Raw genomic sequence first — 19,356 nt, forward strand, 5'->3', positions numbered from 1 at the left:
ATTTCACCCTTTTAATTATTTTACATGATAAAAATGTTTAGAATTTTCATTGTTAATCAATAGTCTGAATTTTAATAATATTACTTCTTAGCAAATGATTATAAACTCTACAAAGAGCCTTATTATGTTTAAGAATATATGAACTGTAAACCTAGTTTCAAATTTTGTAAAAATATTTTGCTAATTTATGTGCTTTAAAATACTTGAAACTAAGTAACTTCTAATATCATTTTTTGTGTAAGTTCCATCTTCTACTTTTTTCTTTATGTAGTTAGTAATAACATACATACACATTTCAAAAAATTCTTTTTCATTAGTAAGTTTATTTTTCATCTTATTTACAATATCTAAACATAAAGACACGTTATTTATATCATATCTACCTTTTACTTCTATACGTTCAACACTAAAATTCAAACCTTTAAAACCTGCTATTTGCATTTCTACCTTTGTATAAATACACCTCCTTTCTTGTCTATAATATAAATATTTAATATGAAGAGCCATATCTCTTCTTGTTAGAAAACCCATTCTTATTCGTTTTCTACATATTTTTAACTCTTCCTTTTGTTTCTTGTTTAATAAGCCTTTCTTTTCAATTACACTTAGTTTTTTTTCTTTTTTCTGAGCTTTGATTATTTGTGATTTTATTTTCCAGTCTTCATACTCTTTTAATTCACAACGTGTAAATGCTCTGTTAGCTGCATTATAAAAAGGAAGGCAATCTTTACACCTTTTCTGATTAGATCTCTTTATTTTTTTACAATTACATATTTCACATGTTCTTTCAGAAATCATCCTTTTCCCCTTTTTGCAAACGTTATCTGCCTTATTTTTTTAAAAATATGGAGAAAACACTCAAAACTTTCTTGTTGTCCAGTGTTTTCGTTTAATTTTTTTATCTATTAAGACTTTTTATTACTCTATAGTTTTTACTATGAATCTTCGAATCTTCGGATTTTCAAATTTTCTCACTTGTCGATTATTTGTCTACAACTTTCAAGAAAACAGAACTTGTTACACATTACTAATGTCACAAAACATCTATTAAGCATTTAAAAATTTATGGAAAACAAAATTTTTATTGGTTGTAAAGGTATTATATTCCTAAAAAATTTTTTTTGCAAAGAAATTCATGGATCTAGGTAAGTTATAAGAGATTATTTAAAGTAAGGAAAAGGAAAAAGTTAAACAAACTAATAAAATGGCCGCTAACACACTCAGTGTGCTTAGCGGCCATTTTATTAGTTTGTTTGGCAATCTATCTTATATTTAAAAGCAAAAACTTTAATATAGATACTAATAATATAATACAAATAAATTGCTTAGATATTATTTAATTGTATTTTTTCTTCCCCTCATATATTAGAATCTCTTGAAAATCTTTTCTTACCTCTCCATACCTTTTATGAAAGTAGTCCCTGAATCCTTTACTTTTGTAAGAAATTTCTTTTTCCCCCCATAATCCCCAGATCAATCGATATTCTTCTTTTTCAAGGAATTTATTTAATAAATCTTGTCTTAAGTATATGAAATGTTGTCTATCCCTATAATTTTTTCCAAATTCCACTGTCATAGATGCTTTTCTTCCATCTTTTTCATACAGGTCAAAAGTTTGTGGTTGATTAATCAGCCCTAATGCATCTGTTACCTCTTTAGTTGGAATTGCTACATTTCGACTTGGAATAATGCCACTTTTGCCTTCTCCCCAATTATTTTCGCGGACCGGCAAAAGGACATTAAATTTCTCTTTTTCTTCTTTTATTATTAATTTCTCAATTATTTCTTTTTCCATGGTTATACCATAAGGTTTAAGATTTACCGAGTGTTCCTCTATTGCTTCTAACCCATTCATGAAACGTGAAATAAAATCAATTTTCTCTTCATTTACCAGCCTATCCATAAACTCTTTTTCTTCTGCATCGGTTAACTTCTTCCCTTCCTTAATCAGAATCCTTTTTTCAACCTGGGCCTGTTCTCTTACTTTCGCTGTTACAAATTTTAATTCAGTTTCCCCGTTTTTATTATAGGTATCAGACCAAGGAATTTCTCCAGCATACACATATGAATCAGTAGGTACTTCTGGTAACCATCTACCTCCAAGAGGTTGCCTCCTCAATAGAAATATAATCTTTTCAAAATTCGTTTCCTTTACAAGCAATCCCCTTGGAAAGAAAAAACAACTTCTGGTTTGTTCTTTATTTTCATCGGAGAAATAACCATCCAATAAAACCCATGGGCCTTTCTCACCATTTATCTCTTCCATTACTAAGTACTCATCAAAATTTGGCACACAGTTTCCAAATAGCCACTCATTGATAGGTAATTCATTGGCGAAATATTCTTTTTTTACAATTTGAACTTCAGGTAATTTAACTGGAAAACTTGGATCGATATCTAAGTCAGAGATTCTACATTCCTCCTGATACCAATCATCTCCGAGTATCCCCAGATCATCTCTATAGCCTGCCATTTCAAAAAATGCAATCCAAGAATATTTTTTTCCATAACGATCAGTCTGTGTGCCATCTTCTGATCGCCCGTAGCGGAAATTCCCTTCATCGATATCATTGTCAATATCCTCAAAAAGCTCACCTGAATAGCCTAGGTTATAAATACGCCAATAGATATTAGCTCTGACTTTCTTGAAATCTTCATGCTCATAGTCGTAATTTGAACGATCTTTCACTAGTCTACCAATGGTATAGTTCCCAAAATCCATTCTAATTGGACCCATTCCATGATCTATAATTTCTTCCTTTTCAACACTTCCCCATTCTATTCCCTTTGATTGATTAAATGGAGGAGAGATATTTGCCTTCTCATCTTCAGTAAGAAGTTTTACATGATGACTCAAGCCTATTTCAATAAACCTCTTTGCATAATCCCTTGATAAAATATGAGTAGTAAAATGCCTAGCTTTGTCTGCAAACATCAAATCATATATTTCTTTAGCCATAAAAGGTAAAAGATCCAATCTGAATTCTTCATCTTCAAATTCATACTGCTTAGCCATCCCTATACCATAAAGAGCTCCCAACATACGTTCTGAAACATAAGGGTCGTTAATTGAAAAAGAGTAACGAAGTAATTCAAAAAACTCTTTAGGAAAAGCTCTACCAAAATAATAAAGAGCTCGTGTAGCTCTATCTCTTAAAGGTCTAACTGTGCTTGTCAATGTCCACATGACATTACGAGCTAATAAGTATAAATAGTCTTTCTCATACAAACCTAATGCTGATTGATTTACCTTACACCATTGCTCTAACACCTCAATTTCTTTTTCTATATCACCTTTATATTCTCTTATATGCTCACTCCACGAAGCATCTCTTTCAACCATACTTAAATCATTTAATAATACCGTCCAAAAATGAATATTCAATGGATGACTAACTTGTCTTAATGTCTTTTCACTTAATTTTAAAAGTCGTTTCTGATTAGTTGGCTTTGTAAAAAGAGTTTCAATTATTTTTTTTGCTTTATCATTAATACTCTCCGGAGACATTTCAAAAAAAGATTCTACAGTTAAATTAACAGTCGTTTGATTCTTAATATAACCCACTAAATAATCTCCTTGATAAAGTGGTAGCATTGCAGCAATGCAACGACTAATATCTTCATATAATGGATGTCTAGATCGGTAGTCTTCCCCAAAAAGCAGCTTTACAGTGTTAGAATCAGTTAGAAACTCTTTCAGACGTTCCCTGTTTTCCTCAAGTAAATGTTTTGCAATGATAAAACCACCCAATAAATCATAGGTAAACGTGATAACCTCATTGCCTCCATCTAGATACCAATCCCGATAGATTAATAAGTTTTCATCCATTAGGTTTTTCTCAATAGATTCATTCCAATTCGGCGCCTGTTTATATTCTAGAATATCCTCAGCTTCTTCAACTGAAATAGACCTAGTATTTCTTTCCCATAAAACATTCCCTAAACTCGTAAGCTTTTTCGTAATAATTTTTCTTCTAGGATTAAATTTCAATCTTCCGCTAAGCGTTTCATTACATTGATCAATATAGGCTTCAAAAATATCGAACATAGATTGTTCATTAACAAATACTTTTTTTTCGTATCTTCTTTCAGGGTTTTTAGTTTGACAGAAAATTTGCAAATAAAGAGGATGCTCAAAAGCTTCAAGTGAAACAGCGGATATACCTGCTTTTATTTTATAATAATCAAAATAAATTTTGACAGCCTCAATCAGTTTCCCATCCAAAAATCCCTCTAAGTGAACACTATTCTCCGGGATTTCTCCGAAGATTGGCTCAACGTATGTATTCCTGCAAGTAGTAATAAGACAAATATTTTGAAAAGCTGAAATTTCTTTTATTAATCCAGGTAACCCATTTTTAACTACACTAATATCTCTTACTTCATTTAATCCATCAATAAATATTGGAATTTTTGTTCTAAATGCTTTTCCAGAAACATCTAACGCCTTCAAAAAGTCACTCCAACTATAGTTTCTTGGAATGTCCAAGTTAACTAAAAGCTGCTCAGATAATGATCGACTATCTATTATATTTTTTCCTAAGATAAATATTGCAGGCAGAGCTTTTCCTATTGTTTCTCTGGAAATATGAGCAGTAACATGGGTTTTTCCATACCCTGCATCACCTAAAATATGTAAGTTATTAGACCTACTTCTGATTACTTTAGCGATATTGTCTTTAAAGGTGTAGTAAATTTCTTCAAAGTGCTCCTTTGGTTTCCACAAGATTCTTCTTAACTCTCTAATATTGCGTCTTTCTAGTTCATCTGTTTCTTTAGTTACATCAAGATACTCACTTTCAATAGAATAACTTTTTTCTCTCAAGGCTAATATAGATAAAAAGAGTCTTTCTAACATTTCTTCAAACGGTAAAGAACGCTTTCCCAGGTAATGATTCTTTTCCAAGAACGAAATTTCTTCCTTAGAAATAGATAATAACTCAACACAAGCATCGACCGTATTTCGTGCATGTTTTAAATAATCCTGTTTTATTAACGATGGAAGATTTGACGTTTTTATTTCCTGAACTTCAATAATTAAGGGTTGCACTTCCTTAATCAAATTAGAAATCCCCTGATTCTGTATTATTAGTCTTTGCTTATATCCTTCATTTAATAAAAAAGAGTCTATTTCATAATCTACTTCTGTTTGCGTATGAACTGCTGGATTATACTTCCCTTTAATGGCTGACAACTGGTTTGAAACTTGGTTATTAAACCAATCCATTGTTAGCTCAAGATCACCAAAAAAATAGTTCTTCCTGCCCGCTAATTCTGGAGTTCCTAGATAGTAATTAAATTCACTGTCTCCCCAGAAATACAGATCTATCTCTACGCCTTCAGGTATGATATCTTTTAAACTATTATCAAACCATTCTTTTTCTCCAACCGTAAGATCCATGGGGATACATAAATACCATTTCTTTAGATTAGGGTGAACTTTTAGTGATTTTTCCAATGAGTCAACTATACTTCTTTTTCGACCTGAAACTAGCCGTCCATCCAAATAAAATTTAGCTTGCCACCCCCACTCCTCCCCATTAGGAAGTGTTAGGTAAAATTCTACTCCATCCCCACCACCACTATCATCTACAGAGGTGAAAATCCCTTCATTATCAAATTTAACTCTAGTAATTTGATAACATAACTCTTCAAAACTTCTTTTTTGATCAGTATCATATGGTTTTAGTTTTGACCAATCAATCATGCTTATCCTCCCATAAATTCTTTTAATATTTCATCAGAAATTATAACAGTTATTACCTCTGAAATTTTTTAACCACTTAATACTTCGTATTTTGTTCCCTTAACTATTAGGAGTATATTAACAATTTAGAGAGAAAAATATTCGATTGATTCCTGACTTCAGAACTCAATCTAAGTTTATGTAAGAAGTCTCCTCATTCTAAGTAGCTCTTTTCATAAACTATTACTGACTGATTTCGACAATTCCCTTCAAGTATTTTTGCATATTAGGGTTTGTTGTATATACATAACAACCATTTATTCCACGGGATAGTAATACGTAGTAAATACGTTTAATATAAGACTTTAATTCTTCATCATTTAAGTCATTACCTTTAAAATGAAAATTTTTTCTTGACAGCTTCTAATGTTGCATGATTTCGTGGATATAATTTTTTATCCTTAATAAATTAGCCATAAGGAGGACTGAATCATTTGAATTCTCCCTTTAATGCTTTTTGCTCTAAAGCAGTTTTTATATGGGTAGATATTCTCTTGCTCTCTTCCTCATATAGACAAGTATAAATACCGAATTTATCGGAATTGTCTTCCATCGTGTTAATTGCGCCATTTAATGTAATAAAATCTATGTTATTGGAAAGCAGTACTTTTTTAATTTTATATGCCAACTCACCATTTCTAGCTATACGAGACATTTTTTTTGCAAGAATACAATCAAATTTACCTTTCTCAGCATCATCAATCATTCATTTTAAAAAAATTCGCTTATTTGTCGTACCACTTTCCACATCCACATAAATTTCATACCGTTTCCATTGTTTGTTTTTCGACGATATCGTTATAGAAAAGTTGTTTTTGATTTTCTAATGTTCTGAAATGTCAATGTATACGTCAATATTTACGCCCTATTATACGTGAAAATCTCTAAATTCATAATTAAGAGTGGTCTTTCTTTTCTTTTCTTTTTTCCCAATGAAGTTTTGATGCACAGCTTCGACTGCATGTAATAGCAGTTTCGGGATGCTCCGGTGTACTTTTGGCTTCGAATGGTTCTCCACAAAAAGCACAAGTTTTTTTTATAATTGTATAATGATTGCGATATCTCCATTTTTTACTACAACTTAGGGAACAATACCGCTTTCTATTATTTCTATACGAGATTTCCTTTCCGCAATATTCACATGGTTTTGTTAATGTTTTTATTTCACGAATGGATGGATCCCACTGTTCACCTGCGTTTTTATAAAGTTCTTCTAAGGTAATGATACTTTGGTCAGCTTTAAGAAGATTTTCTCCTTTTGGAATTAATCGTAGATTAGAAGGATGAGAAATGATTGGAGCGGGAACTCCATTTACATATCCCTGTTTTATAGAGTATTTATGGTCGATCACCATTCCATCCGGAATATGTTCTCCATTTCCGTAATAGCGATAGGCAATATATCTAGAAACTTTGGCATACTTTTTAAAATCTTTTAAATGAACTGTCTCATATTCGAGCTGTGTCACTTCCGATTGCTTTTTGACATACTCCCTAAATCCTCTTGTAAATTCCTCACTTCTCCTTGCACCTTTCGGAACTGGATTATTTTCCTTCATAAATTTAGAATGTTTTTTCCTTTGGTTTTCATGGTGTGTAAAATTAAGCCCCGCATTTTTTGTCAGTTCGTAAATCTTCCCTCGACTTACGCCTAATTTTCCCCTTATTTCATGGATTAAAAAACCCTGTTCAACTAAAGATAAAATATCATCTAAAGTTACATCTTTAATATGATGAAGAACAACGGGGATATTATGTTTTTTTAAGTGATATGAAACTGTACTATCCGTACAACTAAACATTTTCCCAATTTCCGCTAGCGATAGCTTTTGATTGAGATGTAAATCTTCTAATTGCTCTTTGGTAAACAATGGTGGTTTCTTTAAATCATCTAATCCGAATTTTTTTAAATATTTATTGAGGGTGGTCGTGGTTACTCCTAACTTTTTGGCTGACTGTTTACGATTATAATTATGTTTGATTAAAGTATTTTTTAAATTTTCTTCTGTTAAAAAATTTTTTAAATGGTTGTATTTATTATTTCTTCCTATTACCGTCATATTGTTCATCCTCTCATCTATTATCTTATCGCAAATTCGTTTTGGGAGAAGCCCTCTAAAAATTAGGCTCTTCCAATAAAAATCGGCGGGGTTGACTACCATCAAATGGGAAGCATCGTAAAAGCATCTCACTAATCATCCCACTTCCCCCTAGGAATTACCGGCCATTCATCTAAAAAATCATGTACCCAATGAGCAAGAGAACGATGAGGAGAAATATGTTTCCCGCCTCCACATTCGGATTACCGGAATACATTCCCGATTCTTCCGATTCCTTTGGAGAATAAGGAATGATCCCACCGATTTCCATCTTTAGCATTTCGACAACCGTGCTGCTGTTCATTTTGCTTTTGATGATTTTGGTATAAGCTTTGGGATATTTAAGGGAAAAATTGCGGATTGTGTCCATCTTGGCGCGTATCCCTATTCGATCCCGGACCTGATCAATCAAATAACAGTTCGCACCTTTCTTTCCCCATAATTGGAGGACTATATAGTCGTTCATTTGGAGATGTTTGAAGGCACAGTCCATGGGGATCAACATTTCCTATAAATCACTGAGCAGTTCCCAATAGTAGCGGGACGTTGCTATTAGAGTGTATCCCCCACCACGGTACCGACTTCTTTCTTTTTTGATTTGTCTATTTTCCATCGTATCCTCTGCTCGGCCGGAGAGCTTTCCCGATCTTCCCATGCTAGTGAATTATTTTCGTCTTCTGCAATCGTGTATTAATTGGGACTTCATTCCATAAATTAAATTTATTGAATTATACTTTTCTGCCCCGTTAGTTCAAGAAAAAAATCAACAATATTCTTTAAAAGAACTTAATGCTTTGATAGATGTTTTAAAAACAAATCTTTCCTTACAATTACCTGTTGCAAGTATATTTCTTTATAGTTTTCTTTTTTCCTTTGATACTGTTGCATATAATGAAGGAACATTTTTATAGTCCTAAATTTGTGGTACGAACAAGTTTTCGTACAAAAAAAGACAAATAATGAATGCTAATATTTAAAACTTCTACTTGGTTTTGTCCTCGTCATATACATGCTTCTGATCAATTTAGAAAGCTCATCTTTTCCTTTCTTCTTAATAAGGGATATGGCAAATTCTCTTTCGACACCTAAGTTTTCCGTTCGTTTTATAACTCTATTCGTGATGACATGTTCTTTAATGATAGCCTTTTTAAATACGTCAGCTTCGTAGTTCTCGACTAAATTAGCATAATGTTGCAACTTTTTAATTTCTGATTTGGCTCTTTCTAAAGTTATTAATTTTGACATAGCACATCTCCTCCCTTTTGAAAGGAACTCGACTAATGTATGCCATAACCTGTCGTTTATTGTTAATGTGTTTTGTGACAATATAAAAAGCACCCCCGAAAGGATGCTTTGTCTTGTAATGATGTATTTGAAATAAAGATTCCTCTTTGAGTATGGTTATTTATAGAGAAGTTAAAGTAAAAAAGAAAATCTCTTAATTACAAATTATTGTTCCTCTCTGCCCATCGTAGAAGAATATCCTCATCTGTATTCTCCCTAGTAGGATCCTCAGAAAAACAAAAACTTATTGTAGTATCATCCATCAGTTTATTAAATAACTCTGGTTTCAGCAATGCTGCTTTTTGATTATTTTCAGGACTCCTTTTCCCTGATGTACCATCCTTTTTGATTCCATTTCTCTTCACGCCAATACAGTAGATACCCGTAGAAGATTCAGAATCCGTTTTATTCAAGTACTCTGTTATAGAATTCTTTAAAGATGTCTCTTTATTAGCCATTAATTGATTTGGAATAAAAGTAGAAAAATATTGTGTAAATTGTTGAATTACATCCCCCAGATTTTCTTTATACTCAATTCCGAAAAATTCTCTAAATGATTTCATATCAGGGATATGTATTTTGTATAAATCTGCGTAGGTACAAAAATTTTCGTTCTTATGCCTCTTTTTAATAAACTCAAGCTTTACAATCGCGTAGGTACTTTCTTTCTTTTCTCTATCTGAATAAACTTTTACTAGGACGACATATTCTTGCTTTTTATACTGGAATAGAAAAGCGTCTACAGCCCAATTTCTTTCCTTCAATTCATCTCTGATGACTTTTAAGTTTTCTAAAGGCGCTTTTTGTTTACTCATAATATACCTCCCCCTCGATTTCCCCCTAATTTCCGAAAGTTTTTTTCCATGTGATTATTATACATCATGATAAAGAAAGAATCCGTGCCCTAAATGTTCTTCAACTAACCTGCTCTATAGTTGAGTAAGAAAAATGGCTGCCAAAATGATAGCCTAACACTGACCAAAAGCTACCCATTAGATGAAGACAAATAAAATTCCACTCTCCCCGTTGCTTTTCATTAGCTAGAGTAATGTATATTCAACTAATAACAACAATAATTAAAAGGTATATGATATAAGACCTCCCTATTTTATATGTAGGCTGTTTCCGAAATAGGAACGGATATTTGATCTAATGTATCCATAATTAGACAGACTAGTACAGTTCTAATTCGGAATTTACAACTTCTAACATCGCACATTCCTTTAACAGTTTACTAAAGTATATTTCCATTGCTTGTTTCACTTTTCATGCTCCTTTTATTTCCTCATCCATTGGATAAAATGGATACATAATAAAAATAGGGCTTCTAAGAACCCTATTTTAAAATAAATTTATCCAATAAATTATTATTTCTTCAACTTTATTTCCTCTATTAATTCTTCAAGAGAATTTGCTAATAATTTTAATTCATCAGTTTCATAATCCTCTATATAAATTTTTCCTGTTTCATTATCTACGTTAATTGCCATTTCATCTGGAGAAATAAAACCTATCTGTATATATCTAAATTCCTTACCTTGGCTCTCTTCGTAGTTCTTAAGATTTTTAAAATAACTTAATAAATCTTTATCTGGCTCGACAGGTTCAAGGTATATATAATTTGAATGATAAAGCCCCTCTAAGCTTAAAAATAAATAACTATTGAAATAATCTTTGATTGAATAATGCAAAGGCATTTTAATTTCAGTTTCAACTGCACTAAAGTTTTCAACATCTTTTTTTTCTACTGGTTTCCAAAAAACATATTCTTCTTCATCGGGCTCACTTAAATATAGCAATGGATTTATATCTTCATCCCATGGAGCCTTTGGAAACGTATTGTACTTTTCATTCCAATAATCTAGTAATCTCTCGAAATAATCCGTCATTACAGCTTTTACACTCATCTTAAGTCTCCTTTATTAATCAATAAATACTTGAAGTCTATCAGCATTAACCTGATCTTTTCCCCACACCTTAATTTCTTTCTCAATGTTATGTATCCCCCCACTACCTGGGTGTAGTGGCTGAGGAATAGCCATAGCTTGACCTCCACCGCCAATATGATGATGTAATAATGGTTTTCCTCTTAAACCAGTGATGTCATACTGAGGAAAATAGCGACGAAATACTGCATCATTTTTGATAGCCCATCCATTTTCTAAGTTTTCTATATTAGCTTTACTGAAATATTCTGGATGCTGCTTATACAGTTCTTTAAAATAATACTTATGGTCTCTTAACCATCCTTCTGAGTTTGTACTACTCTTCCCTTTTCCTACAAATGGCATTTCAACAATTAAGTTTTTGTCTGCCATCACTTTTGTAGTAAATGTTCCTTTTTTCGTCACAATTGTATATTCTTTATTTAAAATCTCATCGGGAATATTTCGATAAACCCTGACTGGATGATTAAGATTGGGTTGTGTCCCATTACTCTTAATTGTAAATGCATGAGCCAGATCTTTTAGTTTAACCCACTCAGTAGCCACAGGTACACGTATTCCAGTAAGAGCTTGCTCTACTACTTTTACTCTTCTAGGTAGCGGAAGATTAATTTCTCCAATATTTTTAATTTCATTTTTTAGATAATGGAGTGTGGATACAAAGTTTTTTTCATTTTTCTTTATCGTTTTTAATTTTTTGTTTGTAAACCTATGACTTAACGTATTTTTAATTTCTGATAAAATATAGGGCCTTTGTACGTTGTTTATACCACTTCCTACTTTTGAAACAAGAACGCCTCCTGCAGCAATGCCAAACGATTGAAACAAACTAGCCTGCTGCTCTTCTTTAGTAAGCTTATTTCCTAGTAAGTCCTTCCCCATTGTATACTCATACATGCCATTTGTTAAGACAAGCCCATACAAACCTTTTTCTGTTTGTTCAAGCACTTTAAACGCTTTAGGTGTTTGGTAAAGAGCCATTGCACGATGCGCAGCACTCATGCCTTTTGCCGTTTTATAGACAACGTTGCCACCTTTTACAGCTCGTCCTGCCCACCCCACGAATGGAATAAATCCAGCTGCCGCCATCGCTCCAGCTGTCACCCTTTTCGTAGCAGAAAGTTTCTTACGCGTAACCGGATCTACTCCGTCTACGGCTCGTTTAAAATCATAGTACCCAGTAAGTTCTCCTGCAATATCCAGGCCTTTTTCATACCACGGCTTATTGGCTTGGATTTGTCTTTGTCTCTCAGCTTCAATGGCTGCTTTTCTTTCTTTAACCTCTTGTTTTTGTTCAGCTTTTCCCTCTACATAATTTGAAGCGACTTCATCAATTTGCTGCTGTGTTTTGTATGCTTGACTATTTTTGTAAGCTTTAGCATCAAAAGTAAGCTGATAAGCGCTGCCGCCTTGAGAAGTTAGCTGTTCCAAACCATTTACGCTAAATTGAACGGATTCATAGAAAGAATTCAACATTTCATATTCACTTGAAAGTTGATTATCTAGTTCTTCTACTGCGGTAATAGTTTCTGTTCTTTTTTTCTCAGCAGCGCTTAACTCATCTTCAAAGGCCTCTGTGGAAAACGGTGTAATATGTATAATATCTTCAATATTGCTTAAAATCGCTTCAAGTTCAGTGTGTTGCTGTTCGACCATCTGCTTGGAACGATCATTGGCAACAGCCAGCTCTTGTTCTAAAAAAGATACATCTACAACCGTATTACCTTCTAATTTAGCTTGTTCAGCATAGTCTGCAATACTATTAAAATAGGCTTGATGTGAAGAAACAAGGCTTTTCCAATGTGTGACGATATCTACTTGTGATGTATAAAAGCTTTTTATTCTGTCGGCACCTTTCCCTTGAAATTCATGATCCAGTGTAGCCACGGCATGAAGGGCTTTTTTTAATGCATCTAGTTGCTCATCAAATGCTTTGTACGCCTGCATCCTGTCTGTTGCATAAGCTAAAAGCGTACTGGCTTCATATACTTTTCCCATTCCATACCCTCTTTTATTTTATGATTAATATATCTCTGGTTTGAGATTTCCCTCTATTATCCATTATAAAACTGCTAATACACTATCTAAATAGGATAATAATCCCTTTTATAAGCTTCTTGATTCATTAAAAAGGATATAACTTCAAAATAAAAAAGGATAGTCATAGGCACAAATATTTATCTCTAGTTTATATTATTTATAAAAACATCATGCTTCACTTTTAACTTCAGCTTAGTTTTTTAATTCTAAAAATTCCCTTTCGAACCTAAAAACAACTCCTTTTTGGCACTTCATGATTTAATAAGTAACCATTATATAATTTAGATTATTTATTTTCCTTTATATATATTTTCACCATACTATATTCGGTAGAAGCTCCTTATAGATGTTCACTTTTGGTTAAACACTGCAAAAAAGCTCACTGCTTATACTGTGGGCTTTTTATTCTGTTAGTTGGCTTAATTTGCATCACATGCCATTCCATCTCCGTCTCTATCCAAATCATGTGGATCTTCCGGACCTTTTTTGTAGAATAAATACGATTTTTATCATTTTTTAGTTACATTGCATTATGTTGATAATTGTATAGACAAGGTTAACTATCGAGGCTGCCATGCTAATAAAACTAACTTAATTAATTATTCTAACTTGGTATAATTCCAAATTATATATTTATGAATTTTTTTTACAATTTTAACGTTACTTGGTGTAAGATTAAAATTGTGCATTTTAATGTTTACAATTAACAGGAGGTCAACTATGCAGAATATGCAGAAATGGTTTGGAAATAAACCTACAATGTCACAAAGTGCAGTAAAATCTAAGTATGAGAAATTACTTATTCATGCCGAACATAATATCCTTAGTTTGGATGAAATTATACTAAAAGTTATTGAGGCTGAGTTTGACAAGAAAAGTGGAAAAGAAGTAGATGGCATACTTGTGCTTACTAACTATAGATTGTTATTTATCACTAAACACGAACATCGTGCTTTTGAATATAAGGATATTAATGATATGAATATCCAAGCCGATGAAAAAGACAAAAATGAGTGGAAGTTAACCATATTTGTGGGCTATACTTCTCAAAAATTTGATGATATTAAAAAGAATGATGATACTCAAGAATTTTTAGATATTTTGGAAGAGAAGATTTTAAATCCTAATATTAATATTCTCACAACTGTTACCCATAACTTTGATTATTTCCTACATGCTGAAAGGTTAAATGAACTCAAAGAAGATAATATCAAAACTACTGCGTTCCTTATGAAACGTGATGATATGGGATTTTCTAAAAATGGCAGTAGATTATTAAAAGAAAAACATCCTGATGCTCCCCTTATTATAGAGGGTCACTATCGTGAAAAAGATAAAAAAGGTAACTTTATTGTTGTTGATAAGCTTGTTTATCTTTATGAATATGACAATGAGCATAGAAAAGCTAAAAAAGTTTTTTCATGGCCCTTCTCATTTTTTAATGGTATGATTATTGATCATTTTGCTCTCAAAACTGAGATCGCAGGTGATGAAGGTAGACTTATACTAAACAATTCCGGGAAAAAATTTGAATCCTTACTGTCTGAAGAGGGAGTTTCCTTTAAAATAAAGACTCGAAAATGGTATCAAAAAATTCTAGGTTTCCGTAGCGGGAAATGGTGGAAAAGATCAATTGCATCTCTTACTTATCTTTTTATTCTATTAATTGCTAGTATCATTATATTCGGTGAAGACCCGCAGGAAACTAAGACCTCTAAGCCTAACAAAAATGATGAAAGTGTTGAAGTGAGTTCAAAAGAGAACGAAGAAACTAAGAAATTAGATCAAGAAAAAGACAAAAAAGAAGAAACTGCTCGCCTTGCAGAAGAGGAACAACGCAAGAAAGAAGAAGAAGCTAAGAGATTAGCTGAAGAAAAGCAAAAACAAGAAGAGGCCGCTCGCCTTGCAGAGGAACAACGCAAGAAAGAAGAAGAAGCTAAAAGATTAGCTGAAGAAAAACAAAAGCAAGAAGAGGCAGCTCGTCTTGCTGAAGAACAACGTCAACAAGCGGCAAACAACGTTTTTTACAAAAATTGTACTGCAGTACGTGAAGCTAATGCAGCACCAATTCATAAAGGTGAACCTGGATATGCTAGACACTTAGATCGTGATGGAGATGGAATTGCTTGCGATCAATAATAATCCGGGAAGTAATAGAAACTTTAGCTCAAGCGGTTTATTTCATAAATTTTATAAATAGTTAAAGCTAAAATAAAAACAGAGCAAGTACGACTGCTCTGTTTTTATTTTTTATCATGCCCTGTGTCTTATCTCTATAATAATATAACCTGGATGAATAACATACTTTTCAGTGTTTTATTTTCTCGTCACATAGCTTTTTCCTAAACAATAAACGCCGGAGGACTGTAAAGTATACTCCTCCCTACCATCATACTTATAATGAAAGAATGATAAGCTTAACGAGTTAAAAAATCATGTTTAGGAAATGATTATTTTTCTTTATTAAATAACCTAGGGTTCTTTAATGAGAATTTAAAAAAATATATAATCTACTTAATAAATACGGCATACTATCACATCTTAAAATCATGTCATTCTACAAAAGAAAAGCTACATTCACCCCAAAAATAATGGTCACACTCTGGTCATATTTTGGTCATACACTATAGAAAATCAAGGGAAACTATAGTTCATTTAAATTTTAAAAACCCCCTTGAATCCTTGATATAGAGGTATTTCTGAACATAGTAGAAAACTACAGGAAATTTCATTTTCCACGCTGGCAGCGTAGAAGTCACTTGAAGCACTTTCCTCTCCCCAACCACAATAGCCGCTAGCTCCAAAAGGAACTAGCGGCTATTTATTATTTTTTAAAAATCACTCACTCTTCCACCGGCGTCTGCTCATCTGTTAACGTATCAATTTTAGTAATTTGAAGTTTGTCTTTGCCAGCAGCTTTCACATGATAAATTCGTTCTTTTTCAAACTGCGTGCTCGCGTCATATGAGTCGGTGAACGTGTATACTTCGTTTGTATAAATGCTGTAGGTTCCATCGTCGTGTGATTCTGTTTTTGTCACGAGAAACTGATCGTTAGCAAACGATACGTTTTTGCCGGCAAGTGATGTGATATAGCTCTTCAGCTGCTTATACACTGGCTGATTCGAGTCTATATAGGGCGCCATCCCACTAAAGTCGCCGCTGTTTAAGCTTGAAAAGTACGCGGCTTTATAGGAAATAAAAAAGTTTTCAAGATCCGTTTTGCTTACAACATCTGGCTTAGGCTGTTCATTTTTTAACGACTTCTTGCTGGCCGTAGCTTTTATGTCTGAGCTTGTTTCTACCGTTTGATTATCACGATTCATATATACAATCGTCAGCAATAAGACCATAACAATAGCGCCTCCTATTAAAATAGGAAAAGTGTGTCTTGATGATTGCTGCTTTTTGAGCACGGGAAAGTCTGCGTAGGCTGGCAGCGTAACAGGTTCTATATCTAGCTTTAACCGTGCTAATGGCTTTGACACCTCAGTGCTTTTTATACTGTTAAGCGGCTGAAGTGCTAAAAATTCTTCATATGCAACAATAAATTCATTTACTGCTATTCCTTTATACATGCCGTAAATTCGGTTCCACAGTTCCTGACACCGAGTATCCTTGATATCTTCACTCAGTTCGTTAAAAAATGGTCGTGATCTTTTAATAAAAGCCGCTAACCACGTTTGATGAACGTCGACTTTGTGGACTGCATGTAGGTCGGTAAGTGATTGCTTTAACTTGGCATGTTCATTTGCATCGTTTTGGCTAATGACTTCCATACTGCGTTGCGTTTCTTTCAGCACGGTAGAAAGACTCTTACTCATTTTTTCTTGCAGGGCATCAAACTGACTGCGAATATCAGGCCAGTGCAGTTCGAGTAACTGTTTTTGTGCAGTCGTGGCTTTTCGAATACTTTCATTTAGCTCATGCTGCTTTGTGCGAAAGGCGGTTGCTTTTTGTTTGGTCACTACTTTATTTTTGCTTAGCTGCTTCCACTCTTGCTTTAAGCTCTTGTCTTCTTCGAGTACTGTGGCGGTCGCTTGTTTTACATGTTCATGCTTTTTTTGAAAGTCAACGAACGCCGACAAATACGTATTCCAGCTTTCCTTGATTTCTTTTAATGATGACGTGTTAGCGTGTTTTTCCGTTAGTTGAAAAAAGTCATTCCTAAATGCCACCATATCCGCTTCGGAAGAAAGTTTTTTTCCGAAAAGCTCTGTAACACTTCTATGTATGCTTGTTAACTGTTGGAGCTGTTTCATATTGCTTTGACGCTTGTTTATGTACTCCGGATAATCGTTTGAAAGAAACGTCACCATTGCATATTCACTGTTGTTCATGTTGTACTCTGTCCGTTCTTTTTCTAGTTCGTCATACACTTTCTGCAGCTGACGTTCTACTATGGAGAGAAATTTTTCTTTATCCATCCCGTCTACTTCTTCTTTTAGCATGTTTAAAGATACCGTTTCTTCAATAAGAAATGTTTTTTCTTTATATAGCTGTATCCACCTTTCTAGTAAATGTGCTGCTGATTCATTCCAATGGCTTGTATTCATCGTTTGCTTCACCTGTTGTTTTTATTTTTATCCTTTCTTAACTATACAGGAATTGAACAGAAATTCTATTACAGTTTTATTACTCTTGAAAAATGAGGTTTAAACTTTCTAGAGCCGCTTCTAACGTTTGTTTATCTCCTTGATCGTAGCTATGTGCCACAAGCACTACGGTTGTAAATACGGCTTTCCATTTTGCAAGCCTGTGCGTTTCTTCATCTACTTCTCCGTATTCTTTGAAAAAACGAGCTCTTCCTTTAGATGGTAGGAAGCTATAGGCAATCGCTAGGTCGACTGCTGGGTGACCTATATGAACATCTCCCCAGTCAATGATGCCTGAAACCATATTGGTTTGATTAACAATCATGTTTTTAATATGAAGATCTCCGTGAACTAGTACATGTTTTTCTTGATACTTAATTTCTTGTATGTCATTTACATAGTCTTCAAGAACCCCTTGGTTAGAATAAAGGTTATGCTCTTTCATTTGCTTAACATATTTCTCTAGCGCAGGCTTTCGCTTCATCATGTCAAGCCGATTTAGCTCATCAAACGGCACGCCGAGCTTTTGGGCTTTTAAATGAGGATAGTGATGCAGCGTGCGAAGAAATCTTGCTAATACAGAAGCCGATTGTACACGCTCTTCTTCTGTTAATCTTGCAGGCGGAGTTCCTTGCACGTAGTGATAGCCCGTAAACGGCCAAGGATAGCCTGCATTCGGCTGACCGAAAAAAATGGGCTCTGCAATGGATAGCGGCTGCTGAGAAGCAAGACTTGGTAAAAGCTGATTTTCTGTTTTTAATAGTCCTACTGCGAGTTCTCGTCTTGGAAACCTGAAAACAAAGCGGTCGTTTACTTGATAAACCGTATTGTCAAAGCCGTAGCCAAGCAGCAAAATTTTAGTGGGCGCAAGTTCTGGAAACTGCGTCTCGATTAGCATTTTGGCAAGCGGTGCTGATACAATTTGTTCTGCATCCCATGCATTTGGCATTGTGATCACCTTTCTTTAACTTTTAGTTTGTATGTTATGTAAAAGTATACTATAAATGATTTTGACCATAAAAACCCTCTGACGCAAAGCCAGAGGGTTTCAGTGAATATATAAATAAAATAGATGCCTCACTCAGACCAGCACACCCCGCCTCTAAGTTAGAGCCTACGGTACGTTTACTACTTAATACGTACACCAAAACACTTTATCGGCTGTTTCTTCAACGTGCTCCACCTTAATAAAGTTCAATAAAAGATCCGTTTGGTCATTTCCTGTATACTCATCTTGGTCAACATTATAAAATTGGATAAGTTCGACCTTGTACATACCGTTTTTAATATCAATTCTATACTTGGAGCAGTTTTTATCAGGCACTAACTGATCTTCAAACTGGGCGGCCATCGTAAGACAGTCATAATCTACAAGATAAAGCTGGTGATTGGTTACGTTTATATAACCTGTTGCTTTTCTAAAGTATGTATCTATATCTGACTCTGTTCCAATCTTCACTTCTACGTTCCAAGAGTGTTCAATTCCTTCTTCTGTCATTTGACATACTAGGATATTTCTTTTTTTCATTTCACTGCCGAAATGGTTCAAAAGCTGATCTAGCTCCCAATCCTCATCGACAAATGATTGATATTCTTTTGCGTTTGCCACTCCGATAAAATTGGTATCGCCAAAATCCATACAAAATT

General features: G+C 33.8%; 13 protein-coding genes and 1 pseudogene. 1 reads left to right on the forward strand and 13 read right to left on the reverse strand.

The window, feature by feature from the left end; all coding sequences use genetic code 11:
- Nucleotides 1-180: 180 nt before the first annotated feature.
- The 10 genes and pseudogenes from U9R83_RS13670 to U9R83_RS13715 form a co-directional block, all read right to left on the reverse strand.
- Nucleotides 181-798, reverse strand: a complete 618-nt coding sequence (locus U9R83_RS13670; protein WP_328575287.1) for a hypothetical protein — start codon at nucleotides 796-798, stop codon at nucleotides 181-183.
- 538 nt (nucleotides 799-1,336) lie between these two features.
- Nucleotides 1,337-5,707, reverse strand: coding sequence for an NACHT domain-containing protein (locus tag U9R83_RS13675; RefSeq protein ID WP_328575288.1), 4,371 nt, complete (start codon nucleotides 5,705-5,707; stop codon nucleotides 1,337-1,339).
- Nucleotides 5,708-5,929: 222 nt separating this feature from the next.
- Nucleotides 5,930-6,082 (reverse strand): annotated as a pseudogene (locus U9R83_RS13680) (DNA/RNA helicase domain-containing protein); the annotation flags it as partial.
- 94 nt (nucleotides 6,083-6,176) lie between these two features.
- Entirely contained in the window at nucleotides 6,177-6,452 is a 276-nt protein-coding gene (locus tag U9R83_RS13685; RefSeq protein ID WP_328575289.1) for a recombinase family protein, read from the reverse strand.
- Nucleotides 6,453-6,642: 190 nt separating this feature from the next.
- Nucleotides 6,643-7,806: a hypothetical protein gene (locus U9R83_RS13690; RefSeq protein ID WP_328575290.1), complete on the reverse strand. Its 1,164-nt coding sequence runs from the start codon at nucleotides 7,804-7,806 to the stop codon at nucleotides 6,643-6,645.
- Between the two features lie 172 nt (nucleotides 7,807-7,978).
- Nucleotides 7,979-8,257, reverse strand: coding sequence for a hypothetical protein (locus U9R83_RS13695; protein ID WP_328575291.1), 279 nt, complete (start codon nucleotides 8,255-8,257; stop codon nucleotides 7,979-7,981).
- A gap of 554 nt (nucleotides 8,258-8,811) precedes the next feature.
- Nucleotides 8,812-9,090, reverse strand: coding sequence for a hypothetical protein (locus tag U9R83_RS13700; RefSeq protein WP_328575292.1), 279 nt, complete (start codon nucleotides 9,088-9,090; stop codon nucleotides 8,812-8,814).
- Between the two features lie 197 nt (nucleotides 9,091-9,287).
- Nucleotides 9,288-9,944, reverse strand: coding sequence for a DUF6037 family protein (locus U9R83_RS13705; RefSeq protein WP_328575293.1), 657 nt, complete (start codon nucleotides 9,942-9,944; stop codon nucleotides 9,288-9,290).
- 552 nt (nucleotides 9,945-10,496) lie between these two features.
- Complete coding sequence (locus tag U9R83_RS13710) at nucleotides 10,497-11,036, reverse strand: SecY-interacting protein Syd (protein WP_328575294.1); 540 nt, start codon at nucleotides 11,034-11,036, stop codon at nucleotides 10,497-10,499.
- A 15-nt stretch (nucleotides 11,037-11,051) separates the two neighbouring features.
- A complete protein-coding gene (locus U9R83_RS13715) occupies nucleotides 11,052-13,073 on the reverse strand; it encodes a T7SS effector LXG polymorphic toxin (RefSeq protein ID WP_328575295.1) in 2,022 nt (673 codons plus the stop codon).
- A gap of 762 nt (nucleotides 13,074-13,835) precedes the next feature.
- Here U9R83_RS13715 and U9R83_RS13720 point away from each other — a divergent pair.
- Nucleotides 13,836-15,254 carry an excalibur calcium-binding domain-containing protein gene (locus U9R83_RS13720; RefSeq protein WP_328575296.1) on the forward strand — a complete coding sequence of 473 codons (1,419 nt, stop codon included), beginning with the start codon at nucleotides 13,836-13,838 and terminating at the stop codon, nucleotides 15,252-15,254.
- 703 nt (nucleotides 15,255-15,957) lie between these two features.
- Here the strand turns inward: U9R83_RS13720 and U9R83_RS13725 are convergent.
- The 3 genes from U9R83_RS13725 to U9R83_RS13735 all read right to left on the reverse strand — a co-directional run bounded on the left by U9R83_RS13725 (nucleotide 15,958) and on the right by U9R83_RS13735 (nucleotide 19,348).
- A complete protein-coding gene (locus U9R83_RS13725; protein WP_140451497.1) occupies nucleotides 15,958-17,670 on the reverse strand; it encodes a TcaA NTF2-like domain-containing protein in 1,713 nt (570 codons plus the stop codon).
- Nucleotides 17,671-17,749: 79 nt separating this feature from the next.
- Nucleotides 17,750-18,658, reverse strand: coding sequence for a phosphotransferase (locus U9R83_RS13730; protein ID WP_014459719.1), 909 nt, complete (start codon nucleotides 18,656-18,658; stop codon nucleotides 17,750-17,752).
- A gap of 183 nt (nucleotides 18,659-18,841) precedes the next feature.
- The gene (locus U9R83_RS13735) at nucleotides 18,842-19,348 is read right to left on the reverse strand and encodes a hypothetical protein (protein ID WP_176543654.1); all 507 of its coding nucleotides are present in this window, start codon (nucleotides 19,346-19,348) and stop codon (nucleotides 18,842-18,844) included.
- Nucleotides 19,349-19,356 lie beyond the last annotated feature (8 nt).

This window comes from Priestia sp. LL-8, assembly GCF_036227845.1.
Lineage (GTDB): Bacteria > Bacillota > Bacilli > Bacillales > Bacillaceae_H > Priestia > Priestia zanthoxyli.

Bases quoted from the DNA above. Each gene is read 5' to 3' on its own strand.
- U9R83_RS13670 (WP_328575287.1), bottom strand. From the start codon at position 798: ATGATTTCTGAAAGAACATGTGAAATATGTAATTGTAAAAAAATAAAG.
- U9R83_RS13675 (WP_328575288.1), bottom strand. From the start codon at position 5,707: ATGATTGATTGGTCAAAACTAAAACCATATGATACTGATCAAAAAAGA.
- U9R83_RS13685 (WP_328575289.1), bottom strand. From the start codon at position 6,452: ATGATTGATGATGCTGAGAAAGGTAAATTTGATTGTATTCTTGCAAAA.
- U9R83_RS13690 (WP_328575290.1), bottom strand. From the start codon at position 7,806: ATGACGGTAATAGGAAGAAATAATAAATACAACCATTTAAAAAATTTT.
- U9R83_RS13700 (WP_328575292.1), bottom strand. From the start codon at position 9,090: ATGTCAAAATTAATAACTTTAGAAAGAGCCAAATCAGAAATTAAAAAG.
- U9R83_RS13705 (WP_328575293.1), bottom strand. From the start codon at position 9,944: ATGAGTAAACAAAAAGCGCCTTTAGAAAACTTAAAAGTCATCAGAGAT.
- U9R83_RS13710 (WP_328575294.1), bottom strand. From the start codon at position 11,036: ATGAGTGTAAAAGCTGTAATGACGGATTATTTCGAGAGATTACTAGAT.
- U9R83_RS13715 (WP_328575295.1), bottom strand. From the start codon at position 13,073: ATGGGAAAAGTATATGAAGCCAGTACGCTTTTAGCTTATGCAACAGAC.
- U9R83_RS13720 (WP_328575296.1), top strand. From the start codon at position 13,836: ATGCAGAATATGCAGAAATGGTTTGGAAATAAACCTACAATGTCACAA.
- U9R83_RS13725 (WP_140451497.1), bottom strand. From the start codon at position 17,670: ATGAATACAAGCCATTGGAATGAATCAGCAGCACATTTACTAGAAAGG.
- U9R83_RS13730 (WP_014459719.1), bottom strand. From the start codon at position 18,658: ATGCCAAATGCATGGGATGCAGAACAAATTGTATCAGCACCGCTTGCC.
- U9R83_RS13735 (WP_176543654.1), bottom strand. From the start codon at position 19,348: ATGGATTTTGGCGATACCAATTTTATCGGAGTGGCAAACGCAAAAGAA.